The following is a 13,833-nucleotide window of genomic DNA, read 5'->3' on the forward strand; positions in this document are numbered from 1 at the left end:
CCACCCGGCGGCATGTCGCCGGGTTATCCCGCGATATTCCTTTCTTTGTTCATATTATTCACGCGAAAATTATTTATTTTCTATTACTTATCAAACCATTAATCAGAAATAGCGTGATTTGATGTAAGGTTAATTTTTATCCAACCGATATTGATCATACCGTCTACAAAATAAGGAATGTTAGGCACTATGAAAAATATCAAAGTCATCACCGGCGTTATCGCGACGCTGGGCATATTTAGCGCCTTATTGCTGGTGACAGGAATACTGTTTTATTCCGCCGTCAGCAGCGATCGGCTGAATTTCCAGAATGCGAGCGCGCTGAGTTACCAACAACAGGAACTGGGCGGCAGTTTTCAGACATTGATCGAAACCCGCGTCACCATTAACCGCGTGGCGATACGCATGTTAAAAAATCAGCGCGATCCCGCCTCGCTGGACGCCATGAACACGCTGTTAACCAACGCTGGCGCGTCGCTCAACGAAGCGGAAAAACATTTCAACAACTACGTGAACTCCGAAGCGATCGCGGGAAAAGATCCGGCGTTGGATGCCCAGGCCGAAGCCAGCTTTAAGCAGATGTATGACGTTTTGCAGCAGTCTATCCACTATCTTAAAGCCGATAATTACGCCGCCTATGGCAACCTTGACGCGCAAAAAGCGCAGGATGACATGGAGCAGGTATATGACCAGTGGCTCTCTCAAAATGCGCAATTAATAAAATTAGCCAGCGATCAGAATCAGAGCAGTTTTACCCAGATGCAATGGACGCTGGGGATAATTCTACTTATCGTACTCATCGTGCTGGCGTTTATCTGGCTGGGGCTGCAACGCGTTCTACTCCGCCCGCTGCAACGGATTATGGCGCACATTCAAACTATCGCCGACGGCGATCTTACCCATGAGATAGAGGCCGAAGGACGCAGTGAAATGGGCCAACTGGCCGCCGGTCTTAAAACGATGCAGCAGTCGTTAATCCGTACCGTCAGCGCGGTGCGCGATAACGCAGACTCTATCTATACTGGCGCAGGCGAAATTTCCGCCGGCAGCAGCGACCTCTCTTCCCGTACCGAACAGCAGGCCTCGGCGCTGGAGGAGACCGCCGCCAGCATGGAACAGTTAACCGCCACGGTACGGCAAAACACCGATAACGCACGACAGGCGACGGGTCTGGCGAAAACCGCATCAGAAACCGCGCGTAAAGGAGGACGCGTGGTGGATAACGTAGTGAGCACCATGAACGATATCGCCGAAAGCTCGGAAAAAATCGTGGACATCACCAGCGTGATTGACGGTATCGCCTTCCAGACTAATATCCTGGCGCTGAACGCCGCGGTAGAAGCCGCCCGCGCCGGCGAACAGGGGCGAGGATTCGCGGTCGTGGCCGGAGAGGTACGCACGTTGGCCAGCCGTAGCGCGCAGGCCGCCAAAGAGATCAAAGTGCTGATTGAAAACTCCGTGTCGCGCATTGATACCGGCTCTACGCAGGTACGCGAAGCGGGAGAAACCATGAAAGAGATCGTTAACGCCGTGACCCGCGTGACCGATATTATGGGCGAAATCGCCTCTGCCTCCGATGAGCAAAGCAAAGGCATTGAACAGGTGGCGCAGGCGGTATCGGAAATGGACAGCGTGACGCAGCAAAACGCCTCGCTGGTAGAGGAATCCGCAGCAGCGGCGGCGGCGCTGGAAGATCAGGCTAACGAACTTCGTCAGGCGGTCGCCGCGTTCCGCATCCAGAAACAGCCTCGTCGGGAGGCGTCGCCGACGCCGTTAAGCAAAGGTTTAACGCCACAGCCCGCCGCAGAACAGGCGAACTGGGAAAGCTTCTAATCAGAATGCTATCTGCCGTGCGGTTAATGCGCTTTACGCAATAAATAGCGGTACGGCAGACCCTCCGTCTCTTGCGCCAGCAAATCGTGTTCCATAAAGGTACAGAACCCCGGAATATCACGCGTCGTCGCCGGATCGTCGGCGATAATCAGCAATGTTTCGCCAGTTTGCATGTTGCGCACCGTTTTGCGCACCATCATTACCGGTTCAGGGCAACGCAGCCCCAGGGCGTCAAGCGTATGGTCAGGGGAGGAAAACAGATCGCTCATCTTCGTCTCAATGGTAGAAAAACGGCGATATTTTACGCCCATCTTCGTCAGTAAGCCAGGCAGGTTAACGATTGCGTGAAAATTAGCCATTGCAATGCCAGCGCAAAACAGTATTATGCGGCGGTTCTTTATTGGGTTCCCTCACCCCATCCAACAAAAAGGTCACAATATGACTCCGTTTACACAATCACAGCGCGTAAAAGCGTTGTTCTGGCTATCGCTATTCCATTTACTGGTGATCATTTCCAGTAACTATCTGGTGCAGCTCCCCATCACTATTTTTGGTTTCCACACGACCTGGGGCGCGTTTAGTTTTCCTTTTATTTTTCTCGCCACCGATCTTACCGTGCGTATTTTTGGCGCACCGCTGGCGCGCCGCATTATCTTCGCCGTCATGATCCCTGCGCTGCTGGTGTCATATGTGGTGTCATCGCTGTTCTATATGGGCGCCTGGCAAGGTTTCGCCGCGTTGGCGAACTTTAATCTGTTCGTCGCCCGTATCGCCGCCGCCAGCTTTATGGCCTACGCGCTGGGACAGATCCTTGATGTCCATGTGTTTAACCGCCTGCGCCAAAATCGTCGCTGGTGGCTGGCGCCGACCGCTTCAACGCTGTTTGGCAATATCAGCGATACCCTTGCCTTTTTCTTCATTGCGTTCTGGCGAAGCCCCGATGCCTTTATGGCCGGGCACTGGATGGAAATTGCGCTAGTGGATTATTGCTTTAAGGTGCTCATCAGCATTATTTTCTTCCTGCCGATGTACGGCGTTCTACTGAATATGTTGCTGAAAAAGCTGGCAGATAAATCTGAAATTTCCCCATTACCGGCAAGTTAAAGGTTCGTTTTCCGAGTTGTGATAAGATGAGCGAATGAGCCGTTATGGCCGTTTATCGAAAGGAAGAAGTCAATGCGCAATTTGGTTAAATATGCCGGTATTGGCCTGCTGGTTATGGGGCTTGCGGCCTGTGATAACAACGATACAAAAGCGTCGGCAGAAAGCGCCGCCGCAGAAAGCCAGGCCTCCGGTCAGCCCATCAGCCTGATGGATGGCAAACTCAGTTTCTCACTGCCGGCGGATATGACCGATCAAAGCGGTAAGCTGGGCACCCAGGCGAATAATATGCACGTTTATTCTGACCCGACGGGCCAGAAAGCGGTGATTGTTATCGTCGGCGATAATACCGATGAAGCGTTGCCGGTGCTGGCGAACCGCCTGCTTGAGCAACAGCGTAGCCGTGACCCGCAGCTTCAGGTCGTTACCAATAAGTCTATTGAGCTCAAAGGCCATATGTTGCAACAACTGGACAGCATTATCTCCGCGAAGGGCCAGACGGCGTACTCTTCCATCGTGCTGGGCAAAGTGGATAACCAATTGCTGACGATTCAGGTCACGCTGCCTGCGGACAATCAGCAAAAAGCGCAAACCACGGCTGAAAACATCATCAATACGTTGGTTATTAAGTAACCTTTACGATGATGATGCGGCCTCCGGCAGTGCAGACGGAGGCCGTTTTTTTAAGCGCCAGGTCAGCAATAGCGCCATCGTTACCAGCCCGGCTGCCGCCAGATAAATCACCGGCACGCCCGCCCAGGTCATCACCAGCCCCGCCAGCGGCCCGGTAACCCCCAAAGACATATCCATAAAGACGGTATAGGTCGCCAGCGCCGCGCCCTGGTTCTGCGGCGGCACGGCTTTGACGGCCACCACGCCCAGCGCCGGAAAGACCAGCGAAAACCCCATCCCCGTGAGTAAAACGCCGATTTTTGCCATCCACGGCATGGCTGCCGTTCCCACCAGTAACAGACCAATAATCTCCACGCCAAAGCAGATCATGGCGACATTCAACCCGCCTAAACGATTGATGCCGTTAGGGAACAGCAAACGCGTGCCGACAAACGCGACGCTAAATAACGTGAGCGCAAAGGCGGCGCCATCCCAACCTTTAGCATCATAAAATAAGGTAATAAACGTCGCGATGACGCCAAACCCTGCCGAGGCCAGCGCCAACGCCATACCATACAGCCAGACACGCCCCAGCACCGCGCGAAACGGCAGCGGCTTGCCTTTGTTCGCCTTCACCGACGGACGTGGAAGGGCTAACAGTACCGCCAACAGCGCCACGCCCATCACCGTTAGCGCCAGTCCCTGTAACCCGCCCCAGGCATAACACAGCACGCCCAGCGGCGCGCCCATCGCCATTGCGCCGTAGGTGACGATACCGTTCCAGGAGATGACCCGACCAATATGCAACGACCCGACGACGCCGACGCCCCATAGTGTCGAACCGGTGCCGGCAAAACTTTGCCCAATCCCTAAAATCACGCGACCCAGCCCCAGTAGCAACAAACTGATCATCGGCCAGGCGCTGGCGATATCCGCCAGCAGGTAGCCGAGTCCGCTTAAAAAACAGCCGCATAAGCCAAAGACAACGATTTTTTTTGGCCCTAATACATCCGCATACCGCCCGGCATGGGGACGGCTTAACAGAGTGGCGAAGTATTGCAGGCTGATAATAAGCCCCGCCCAGAACGCGCTGAATCCCATCGCATCATGCACATAGCCGGGCAAGACGGCGAGCGGCAGGCCGATGGTCAGGTAGCTGGCAAAGTTAAACATCACAATGGAGACAATACGCAGATTGAGGCGCAATCCGTTTAGCGCCGGTTCAGCGACGGGTTCGGGCATGAGTATCACCGCATTTTTACAACATGTTTTCTTTTCTATCATGGCGCGCGGTGAAAATCAGTAGTGAGATTCAGATTATCGGTATCAGGGCAGCCGCTACACTTAGAAAAAAACACAACAAGGAAAACTTCATGGCAACCGCTCAACCCGACAAAACGGGTATGCATATTCTGCTGAAACTGGCCTCCCTGGTTATTATTCTCGCCGGGATTCATGCCGCGGCGGATATTATTGTACAACTCTTGCTGGCGCTCTTTTTTGCCATCGTTCTTAACCCATTAGTGACCTGGTTTATTCGTCGGGGCGTGAAGCGACCGCTGGCGATTACTATCGTGGTGGTCGTCATGCTGATCGTGCTTACCGCGCTGGTGGGTGTGCTTGCCGCATCGCTTAATGAATTTATCGCGATGCTGCCTAAATACAGCAAGGAGCTGACGCGTAAGGTCTTACACCTTCAGGAGTTAATGCCCTTCCTGAATTTACATATGTCGCCGGAACGTATGCTCCGCGGGATGGACTCCGATAAAATCATGCTCTTCACCACAACATTAATGACCGGCGTATCGGGCGCGATGGCAAGCATTGTGCTGCTGGTGATGACCGTGGTTTTTATGCTGTTTGAGGTGCGTCACGTGCCTTATAAATTACGTTTCGCGCTAAACAATCCACAAATTCATATTGCCGGCCTGCACCGCGCCCTGAAAGGCGTCTCGCATTATCTGGCGCTGAAAACGCTGCTCAGTCTATGGACGGGCGCGATTATCTGGCTGGGGCTGGCGTTAATGGATATTCAGTTTGCGCTAATGTGGGGCGTACTGGCCTTTTTGCTCAATTACGTTCCTAATATCGGCTCGGTGATTTCCGCCGTTCCCCCCATGATTCAGGCGCTGTTATTTAACGGCTTTTACGAGTGCGTACTGGTCGGCGCGCTCTTTTTGGTGGTCCATATGGTGATTGGCAACATTATGGAGCCACGCATGATGGGCCATCGTCTGGGAATGTCCACGCTGGTGGTATTTCTTTCGTTATTGGTCTGGGGATGGCTATTAGGCCCGGTCGGGATGCTCTTGTCCGTTCCTTTGACCAGCGTCTGCAAAATCTGGATGGAAACCACTAAAGGCGGCAGCAAACTGGCGATCTTGCTGGGGCCAGGCCGACCGAAAAGCCGTTTACCGGGATGAGGCGACAGATGCTACAATCTCCTCTTCTTCATAGGCAACGTTGGTCCTGATATGTACCAGATCGTTCTGGGAAAAGTGTCAACATTAAGCGCAGGTCAATTGCCCGACGCGTTAATCGCTCAGGCGCCGCAGGGCGTTCGCCGGGCAAGCTGGCTGGCCGGGCGCGTGCTGCTTTCCCGTGCGCTCTCGCCGCTACCGGAGATGGTGTATGGCGAACAGGGTAAACCGGCTTTTTCCGCCGGAACGCCGCTGTGGTTTAACCTCAGCCATAGCGGCGACACTATTGCTCTGTTGCTTAGCGACGAAGGTGAAGTCGGCTGCGATATTGAAGTGATCCGCCCGCGCGATAACTGGCGTTCGCTGGCAAATGCGGTATTCAGCCTCGGCGAACATGCTGAAATGGAAGCGGAACGTCCGGAGCGACAACTGACGGCCTTCTGGCGTATCTGGACGCGTAAAGAAGCTATCGTAAAACAACGCGGCGGCAGCGCCTGGCAAATCGTCAGCGTGGACAGCACGTTGCCCTCTGCCTTGTCGGTCAGCCAGTGTCAGCTTGAGACGCTCAGTCTGGCAGTCTGTACCCCCACACCGTTTACGCTGACGCCGCAGACGATAACAAAAGCGTTATGACACATTAATTTTTCCCTCTGGCGGCGGACGTGTGTTACAAAATGCGGAGCTTCCCATGCGCCGACGCGCCATACCAAAAGGTTTAAGTCAGATGCAACGTGTCACCATCACCCTCGATGACGATTTACTGGAAACGCTGGACAGCCTGAGCCAGCGACGCGGCTATAACAATCGCTCCGAAGCGATCCGTGATATTTTGCGCGGCGCTCTGGCGCAGGAGGCCACCCAGGAACACGGTACACAGGGTTTCGCGGTACTTTCATATGTTTATGAACATGAGAAACGGGATTTAGCCAGCCGCATCGTCTCTACCCAGCATCATCATCATGATTTATCCGTCGCCACGCTGCACGTCCATATCAACCACGATGACTGTCTGGAGATCGCCGTTCTGAAGGGCGATATGGGCGACGTACAGCATTTTGCCGATGATGTTATCGCCCAGCGCGGCGTGCGCCACGGCCACTTGCAGTGTTTGCCGAAAGAAGACTAACGCCCCAGCGCTTTGCCGGGGGCGCTTCGCTTGCCCGGCCTACGTTCGCACGTCTGTCGTTTGTAGGCCAGATGAGGCGCAGCCGCCATCCGGCAATAATGTTCACGCCATTGTGCCAATCGTTTTTCTGAAGCGTAACAGCGCTATCAGGAAGAACACGCCGCCTATCGCCAGCAGGGTCAGGAACTGCGGCCAGACGATACTCAAACCTGCGCCGCGATAAAGAATAGCCTGGGCAAGGCTGACAAAATGCGTCGTCGGCATGGTCAGCATAATATCCTGCACCGCCTGCGGCATACTTTCACGCGGCGTGGAACCGCCGGAAAGCATTTGTAGCGGCAACAGTACCAGAATCATTAATAACCCCAGTTGCGGCATCGAACGGGCGATGGTGCCCATAAAAATCCCAATTGAAGTGGTGGCGAACAGGCTCAGCGCCACGCCCAACATAAACAATGGGATCGATCCTTCAATCGGTACGCCAAGTACGCCTTTCACCATCAGCATCAAAGACAAACCGGAAACCACCAGCACGACCAGCCCCATCGACCACACTTTTGCCATCATGATCTCAAAGGGCGTGACCGGCATCACCAACAGATGCTCTACCGTGCCGTGTTCTCGCTCGCGGATCAGCGCCGATCCGGTCAGCACTATCGCCAGCATGGTAATGTTGTTGATAATCGCCATCACGCCGCCAAACCACGCCGGGTCCAGATTCGGGTTAAAGCGCATCCGAATCTCCAGCGACACCGGCTGAACGTTATCTCCCCGCGCGCGCGCCACAAAGCTGTTGACCTCGCCGCTAATAATATTCTGGATATAACTGTTGCCGGTAAACGCCTGGCTCATGCGCGTCGCATCGACGTTAACCTGAATATCAGGCTGACGTCCGGCCAGCACATCACGCTGGAAATTCGGCGGAATATTGACCGCAAAGGTATAGCGTCCGGCATCCAGTCCGGCATCCATTTCCGTTGCCGTAATCATCTCCGGCGGCAGAAACCACGGGCGGTAAAAACTATTCACAATACGGTTCGACAACTGTGACTGATCCATATCGGCGATGGCGATAGGGGCAAGATGCAACGAACCGGGCAGGACGGTAGCGGAGGAGTAAACCGAAATCGTAAAGGCGAAGACGATCAGCGACAGCATCGCTTTGTCGCCCAGCAGACTGCGCAGTTCTTTAACGCCGAGGTTATAAATATTACGTAATCCGCGCATTACCCCTCCTGTTTTTTCAGCAGCAGAATGCTCAGACCCATCACCACCGGGACGGCAATCAGTAACGGCATAAATAACGGCCAGAGATCGGACAGATCCAACGCTTTGGAAAACGTCCCGCGCGCGATCGTCAGAAAATGGCTGGTCGGGTAGATCTCGCCGATCCATCTTCCCGGCCCTTCCAGCGAAGCCACCGGATCGATCATGCCGGAAAATTGTGTTGCCGGAATGAGGGTAATAATCGACGTCCCAAAAATAGCGGCGATTTGGCTCTTCATAAACGTGGAGATCAGCAGCCCCAGACCGGTGGCGATGATGACGTAAAGTAGCGCCGCGAGGGTAAGCGTGAGAAAGCTGCCTTTCAGCGGCACGCCGAACACAAAGACCGACAGCGCGCACAGTAGCAAGAAGTTCAGCATACCCAGCGCGATATACGGCAGTTGTTTACCCAGCAAAAATTCGCTGCGCGTCGTCGGCGTTACGTACAGATTAATCATCGACCCCAGCTCTTTCTCCCGCACCACGCTCAGGGCGCTAAGCATTGACGGGATCATCATGAGCAGCAGCGGAATGACCGCCGGAACGATAGCGGGCAGACTTTTCACATCCGGGTTATAGCGATAGCGCGTTTCAATGTTGAGCAGCCCGGCCTGTTTAACCGGGTTCGGCTGACGACTTGCCGCCTCCTGCAGCCAGCTTTGGTGCATCGCCTGAACGTACCCCTTCACCGTCTCGGCGCGGCTGGGCATGGCGCCATCCACCCAGACGCCAATCTGCGCTGGCGTACCGCGAGCAATATCGCGGCCAAAATTAGGCGGGATCTCAATGGCAACCGCCAACTCTCCCGAACGCATCCGCCGGTCAAGCTCGTCATAGCTGGCGAGCGGCGGCTGTTCGATAAAATAGCGCGATCCCGCCAGATTGAGCGACCATGCCTGGCTGCTGACGGTTTGATCGCGGTCGAGTACGGCAAAACGCAGGTTCTCCACGTCCATACTGATGCCATAGCCCATAATCAGCATCAGAATTACCGTTCCCAGCAGCGCCAGCGTCGAGCGTACCGGATCGCGGCGTAGCTCCAGCGCTTCGCGGCGACTGTAGCTGAACAAACGCCGGAAGCTCAATCCCTGCCGCGACGGTTTACCTGACGCGGCGGGCGTCTGGGATGGCGGTATTGGGGTTTCAGGCGCCGCTCCCGCAGCTTCCTGTAGCCAGGAGATAAACGCCGCTTCCAGATTGGCCGCGCCCCGCTGTTGCACCAATTCCTGCGGCGTACCGCTGGCGAGCACTTTACCGGCGTGCATCAATGACATTCGGTCGCAACGTTCCGCTTCATTCATAAAATGGGTCGAGATAAAAATCGTCACCTTATCCTGACGCGAAAGATCGACCATAAGCTGCCAGAACATATCCCTGGCGACCGGATCAACGCCGGACGTTGGCTCATCAAGAATCAGCATTTCCGGGCGATGGATCACCGCTACCGCCAGCGATAAACGCTGGCGGATACCGAGCGGCAACGAAGCGGGGAGCGTATCTTCCACCTCCGTTAGCATAAAGCGTTCGATCATCTGCGCGACGCGCGCCGGGATCTCCGCTGGCGGAATATGAAACAGGCGGGCATGAAGTTCCAGATTCTGCCGCACGGTGAGTTCGTTATAGAGCGAAAAAGCCTGCGACATATACCCGACCCGGCGACGAGTATCGATGTCGTTCGGGTCCACCGGCTGGCCAAATAGCCAGGCCTGGCCTTCGCTGGCGGGAAGCAGACCGGTCAGCATTTTCATGGTGGTCGATTTGCCGCAACCGTTTGAACCGAGGAAGCCAAAAATCTCGCCGCGCGGAATGCGGAAATTAACATGGTCAACCGCGACGAACTTACCGAAGCGCATGGTCAGATCTTTCGCCTCAATGGCAATCTCTTCCTGCTCAGCGTGATACGGCGGGATCACCACTGGCTTATGCGCCTGGCGCTGCGCTTCTGGCAACAGGGCGATAAACGCCTGTTCCAGCGTCGCACTATGGGTTTTTGCCCGCAGTTGCTGCGCGCTGCCGGTTGCCAGTATCTCGCCCGCATTCATCGCCACCAGCCAGTCAAAACGCTCCGCCTCTTCCATATAGGCCGTTGCGACCAACACGCTCATATTGGTCTGCCGTTGGCGGATACTGTCGATTAAGTCCCAGAACTGAGCGCGGGAGAGCGGGTCCACGCCGGTGGTAGGCTCATCAAGAATCAGCAATTCCGGGTCATGAATCAGCGCACAGCACAGCCCCAGCTTTTGTTTCATCCCACCGGACAGCTTCCCGGCAGGACGGTCACGAAACGGCGCCAGGCCGGTGCTGTTCAGCAGCTCGGTAATACGCGCTTCGCGTTCAGCTTTGTCATGACCAAAGAGACGAGCGAAAAAATCGACGTTCTCATAAACCGATAATGTGTGATAAAGGTTTTTCCCCAGCCCCTGCGGCATCCAGGCGATGCGCGGACAGACGTCGCGGCGATGTTTCGCATCGCGCATATCGCCGCCCAGGACGATAACGTTCCCTTGCTCAATCACCCGCGCGCCAGAAATCAGCGACAGCAGGCTCGACTTACCCACCCCGTCCGGACCAATCAGCCCGACCATACTACGGGCGGGAATGTCCAGCGTGATATTGTTCAGCGCGACCGTTTTTCCGTAATGCTGGCTCACCCCCTCAAGCTGCGCCACGGGAGGAACAGGCACCAGCGTCAGCGACGTCATTGCGACAGCCTCACGCTTAGAGCGTCAGGCCAGGGCACGCGCTCATCCAGACGAACCCAGGCCATTCCCGGCAAACCGGTTTTGACATATTCCAGATGCTGTCGCAGCAGCTCTGGCGGAATACGCGCTTTGACGCGGAACATCAGCTTCAGCCGTTCATCGTGGGTTTCCACGGTTTTGGGCGTGAACTGCGCCACGCTGGCGACAAAACTGATCGTCGCCGGGATACGCAGATCCGGCGCGGCGTCCAGCACCAGTCGCGCTTCGCCGCCGATCTTCAACAACCCCGCCTGTTCGGTCGGCAGGAAAAATGTCATATAAACGTCGCTGAGATCGACCATGTTCAACACCCGGCCGCCAGCCGATAACACTTCGCCCGGCTCCGCAACGCGGTACTGCACGCGTCCATCGCGCGGCGCTTTTAATTCGCTGTCGTCGATGTCGGCGACAATACGCCGCTCGGTCGCCTGCGCCGCTTCCACGCGCGTTTGCGCCTGGATAATACTGGTACGCGCCGCCTCAATCGCCGCTTTTGCCGCAGATACCTGCGCTTTGGCGGTCTCGAGGGCGGCGCGCGCGCTTTCCGCCGCCGCGCGATCGTCATCTAACTGTTGTACAGATACCGCGCCACGCTGCGACAGCGAACGGGAACGCACGTGACGTTTAGAGACGGAGTCCAGCTCAGCTTCCCGCTGTTTGACGACCGACTGCGCGGCGCGCATTTCACTCTGGCGTTGCTCCAGCAAGGCGCGGGCGGCGGCAACTGCGCTCTCGGCCTCTTTAATCTGCGCAATCGCCTCCAGCCGCTGCTCCTGCAGTACGCGGGTATCCATTTTCGCCAGCACCTCGCCCTGACGAACGAACTGCCCTTCCGAAACGAGGATGGTATCAATACGCCCGGCAATCTTAGTGGCAATATCCACTTCGGTGGCTTCAATTCTGCCGTTGCTGGCGGCAAATCCCTCCGGTATTCCCGCAGGGCGCAGCATCCACCAGGCTATCGCGGCCACCGCTACAAGAATCCCCGCTCCCCACCACACCAGATGACGCTTCATTTTGTCCATAATCGACCCGCCGTAATCCCTGTTGTCTAACCATGCGTGTCACAAAGTCCGCCGGGCGTGCGCTCAGCGGGGGTTTCCATTCGGGATAAGAATGAAAAAAGAAAAGGGGCCAGACGACGAACAGACGCCGATGAAGCGCTCGCCGTCAAAGGGAGTGAATGATGTAGGTACCCGGAAAAGAGGGAGTAATGTTGTCATCATCAGCGTTCCTGGCCGTAAATGAAACACGCATACTCATAACTGCTATAAATCGATACTAACACCTCTGTCCGGGATGTCTATTCGCTTATTGTTTGTAATGGTACTTAGCGTTTTGCCGCCAAATCCTGCGCGCAGGCCCAGGCGCTCGACCACGCCCACTGGAAGTTATAGCCGCCCAACCAGCCGGTGACGTCCATCACTTCGCCGATAAAATAGAGACCCGGCACGCGGCGCGCTTCCATAGTCCGCGATGATAGTTCGTTTGTATCCACACCGCCCAGCGTCACTTCCGCTGTCCGATAGCCTTCGGTGCCGTTAGGCTGCACTTGCCAGGCTGTAAGCGTGTCAACCAACGCCTGCTGGTCACGAACGTTCAACTGTCTGAGCGATACATCCGGGATCTGCCCCAACTGTTGTAAACACTCCACCAGCCGTTTCGGCAGATGCATCGCCAGCGTGTTCTTCAGACTCTGGTTCGGATGCGCGTTACGCTGTTCATTGAGAACGTCTTCCAGCGAGAGGTCCGGCAATAAGTTAATGCTCACTAACTCTCCCGGTTGCCAGTAGCTGGAAATCTGTAAAACGGCGGGGCCGGACAGCCCACGATGGGTAAAAAGTAGGTTTTCCCGAAATACCGTGCCATTGCGGGCGGTAATTACGCAGGGCACAGAGACGCCAGACAGCGTCTGGAGCTGTTCTAACAGCGGCTTATGTAGCGTAAAGGGCACCAGCCCGGCGCGCGTCGGCAACACCTTGAGACCAAACTGTTCGGCGATTTTATAGCCAAACGGCGATGCGCCAAGCCCCGGCATCGACAGGCCGCCGCTGGCAATCACCAGCTTTTGCGTAGTCACCGTCTCGCCGTTCAGCGCCAGTACGAAACCCGACTCATCACGCTCGACGCTCAGTACCTCGCTACGCAGGCGCATCGTTACGCCGCCTTTGTCGCACTCGGCAACCAGCATATCGACAATGCGTTGGGCGGAATCATCGCAAAAAAGCTGTCCCAGCGTTTTCTCATGCCAGGCTATCCCATACCTGCCGACCAGATCGATAAAGTCCCACTGGGTATAGCGGGCTAACGCTGATTTACAAAAATGGGGGTTCTGGCTCAAATACGCAGCAGGCTCAACATAAAGATTAGTAAAGTTGCAGCGCCCACCGCCGGACATGAGGATTTTACGTCCTGGCTTCTTGCCATTATCGATGAGCAGCACGCGGCTACCCGCCTGTCCTGCCTGCGCGGCGCAAAACATGCCCGCTGCGCCAGCGCCTATAATAACGGCATCAAACCTTTCCACGTCGCCTTCCTCTCTCAAATTCGGGCGGGAATTGTAAAGTTTCCTCAGTGGTCGCACCAGCGCGAAAAGCGCCTGAAAATGGTATTTATCTGAAATATATAAGATAATTCTTTAGTGACATCAAACAAAGCACGAAGTACATCAAAAAAAGTCTATATTTCACTTTGCCCGCGCCGCCAAAGTCACTGATAATGCGCCGCGTTCATG

12 protein-coding genes are annotated in these 13,833 nt (G+C 55.4%); 6 read left to right on the top strand and 6 right to left on the bottom strand.

The window, feature by feature from the left end; all coding sequences use genetic code 11:
* Positions 1 to 189: 189 nt before the first annotated feature.
* The gene (gene tcp, locus NA986_RS13470; RefSeq protein ID WP_000789682.1) at positions 190 to 1,833 is read left to right on the top strand and encodes a methyl-accepting chemotaxis citrate transducer; all 1,644 of its coding nucleotides are present in this window, start codon (positions 190 to 192) and stop codon (positions 1,831 to 1,833) included.
* Between the two features lie 23 nt (positions 1,834 to 1,856).
* On the opposite strand, the gene tusA is transcribed toward tcp, so the two are convergent.
* Positions 1,857 to 2,102 (bottom strand): sulfurtransferase TusA, encoded by a 246-nt coding sequence (gene tusA, locus NA986_RS13475; protein WP_001541054.1) that lies wholly within the window; start codon positions 2,100 to 2,102, stop codon positions 1,857 to 1,859.
* A gap of 169 nt (positions 2,103 to 2,271) precedes the next feature.
* Here tusA and NA986_RS13480 point away from each other — a divergent pair, with 169 nt between their 5' ends.
* Together NA986_RS13480 and NA986_RS13485 are read left to right on the top strand one after the other, a co-directional pair.
* Positions 2,272 to 2,937, top strand: a complete 666-nt coding sequence (locus tag NA986_RS13480; protein WP_001518097.1) for a 7-cyano-7-deazaguanine/7-aminomethyl-7-deazaguanine transporter — start codon at positions 2,272 to 2,274, stop codon at positions 2,935 to 2,937.
* 72 nt (positions 2,938 to 3,009) lie between these two features.
* The gene (locus tag NA986_RS13485) at positions 3,010 to 3,567 is read left to right on the top strand and encodes a DcrB family lipoprotein (protein ID WP_198889135.1); all 558 of its coding nucleotides are present in this window, start codon (positions 3,010 to 3,012) and stop codon (positions 3,565 to 3,567) included.
* Between the two features lie 3 nt (positions 3,568 to 3,570).
* Here NA986_RS13485 and NA986_RS13490 read toward each other — a convergent pair whose 3' ends face one another.
* Complete coding sequence (locus NA986_RS13490; RefSeq protein WP_077677850.1) at positions 3,571 to 4,830, bottom strand: MFS transporter; 1,260 nt, start codon at positions 4,828 to 4,830, stop codon at positions 3,571 to 3,573.
* A gap of 89 nt (positions 4,831 to 4,919) precedes the next feature.
* On the opposite strand from NA986_RS13490, the gene NA986_RS13495 reads away from it, so the two are divergent.
* From NA986_RS13495 to nikR, 3 genes are all read left to right on the top strand, one after another.
* The gene (locus NA986_RS13495) at positions 4,920 to 5,969 is read left to right on the top strand and encodes an AI-2E family transporter (RefSeq protein ID WP_000179588.1); all 1,050 of its coding nucleotides are present in this window, start codon (positions 4,920 to 4,922) and stop codon (positions 5,967 to 5,969) included.
* A 51-nt stretch (positions 5,970 to 6,020) separates the two neighbouring features.
* Positions 6,021 to 6,599 carry a 4'-phosphopantetheinyl transferase AcpT gene (gene acpT, locus NA986_RS13500; protein ID WP_023216702.1) on the top strand — a complete coding sequence of 193 codons (579 nt, stop codon included), beginning with the start codon at positions 6,021 to 6,023 and terminating at the stop codon, positions 6,597 to 6,599.
* Between the two features lie 91 nt (positions 6,600 to 6,690).
* Positions 6,691 to 7,092 carry a nickel-responsive transcriptional regulator NikR gene (gene nikR / locus NA986_RS13505; protein WP_001190057.1) on the top strand — a complete coding sequence of 134 codons (402 nt, stop codon included), beginning with the start codon at positions 6,691 to 6,693 and terminating at the stop codon, positions 7,090 to 7,092.
* A gap of 102 nt (positions 7,093 to 7,194) precedes the next feature.
* Here nikR and NA986_RS13510 read toward each other — a convergent pair whose 3' ends face one another.
* From NA986_RS13510 to NA986_RS13525, 4 genes are all read right to left on the bottom strand, one after another.
* On the bottom strand, positions 7,195 to 8,319 hold the full coding sequence (locus NA986_RS13510; protein WP_001214764.1) for an ABC transporter permease: 1,125 nt from the start codon (positions 8,317 to 8,319) through the stop codon (positions 7,195 to 7,197).
* Entirely contained in the window at positions 8,319 to 11,060 is a 2,742-nt protein-coding gene (rbbA, locus tag NA986_RS13515) for a ribosome-associated ATPase/putative transporter RbbA (protein ID WP_000202922.1), read from the bottom strand. The genes NA986_RS13510 and rbbA overlap by 1 nt, the downstream gene beginning before the upstream one ends.
* Positions 11,057 to 12,124 (bottom strand): HlyD family secretion protein, encoded by a 1,068-nt coding sequence (locus NA986_RS13520; RefSeq protein ID WP_000359836.1) that lies wholly within the window; start codon positions 12,122 to 12,124, stop codon positions 11,057 to 11,059. The genes rbbA and NA986_RS13520 overlap by 4 nt, the downstream gene beginning before the upstream one ends.
* A 305-nt stretch (positions 12,125 to 12,429) precedes the next feature.
* A complete protein-coding gene (locus NA986_RS13525) occupies positions 12,430 to 13,626 on the bottom strand; it encodes an NAD(P)/FAD-dependent oxidoreductase (RefSeq protein ID WP_000439234.1) in 1,197 nt (398 codons plus the stop codon).
* Positions 13,627 to 13,833 lie beyond the last annotated feature (207 nt).

Source organism: Salmonella sp. NW177 (assembly GCF_051811585.1).
Lineage (GTDB): Bacteria > Pseudomonadota > Gammaproteobacteria > Enterobacterales > Enterobacteriaceae > Salmonella > Salmonella enterica.

What these genes read in the sequence shown, in the direction of transcription:
- tcp (WP_000789682.1), top strand. Translation starts at nt 190, where the DNA reads ATGAAAAATATCAAAGTCATCACCGGCGTTATCGCGACGCTGGGCATA.
- tusA (WP_001541054.1), bottom strand. Translation starts at nt 2,102, where the DNA reads ATGAGCGATCTGTTTTCCTCCCCTGACCATACGCTTGACGCCCTGGGG.
- NA986_RS13480 (WP_001518097.1), top strand. Translation starts at nt 2,272, where the DNA reads ATGACTCCGTTTACACAATCACAGCGCGTAAAAGCGTTGTTCTGGCTA.
- NA986_RS13485 (WP_198889135.1), top strand. Translation starts at nt 3,010, where the DNA reads ATGCGCAATTTGGTTAAATATGCCGGTATTGGCCTGCTGGTTATGGGG.
- NA986_RS13490 (WP_077677850.1), bottom strand. Translation starts at nt 4,830, where the DNA reads ATGATAGAAAAGAAAACATGTTGTAAAAATGCGGTGATACTCATGCCC.
- NA986_RS13495 (WP_000179588.1), top strand. Translation starts at nt 4,920, where the DNA reads ATGGCAACCGCTCAACCCGACAAAACGGGTATGCATATTCTGCTGAAA.
- acpT (WP_023216702.1), top strand. Translation starts at nt 6,021, where the DNA reads ATGTACCAGATCGTTCTGGGAAAAGTGTCAACATTAAGCGCAGGTCAA.
- nikR (WP_001190057.1), top strand. Translation starts at nt 6,691, where the DNA reads ATGCAACGTGTCACCATCACCCTCGATGACGATTTACTGGAAACGCTG.
- NA986_RS13510 (WP_001214764.1), bottom strand. Translation starts at nt 8,319, where the DNA reads ATGCGCGGATTACGTAATATTTATAACCTCGGCGTTAAAGAACTGCGC.
- rbbA (WP_000202922.1), bottom strand. Translation starts at nt 11,060, where the DNA reads ATGACGTCGCTGACGCTGGTGCCTGTTCCTCCCGTGGCGCAGCTTGAG.
- NA986_RS13520 (WP_000359836.1), bottom strand. Translation starts at nt 12,124, where the DNA reads ATGGACAAAATGAAGCGTCATCTGGTGTGGTGGGGAGCGGGGATTCTT.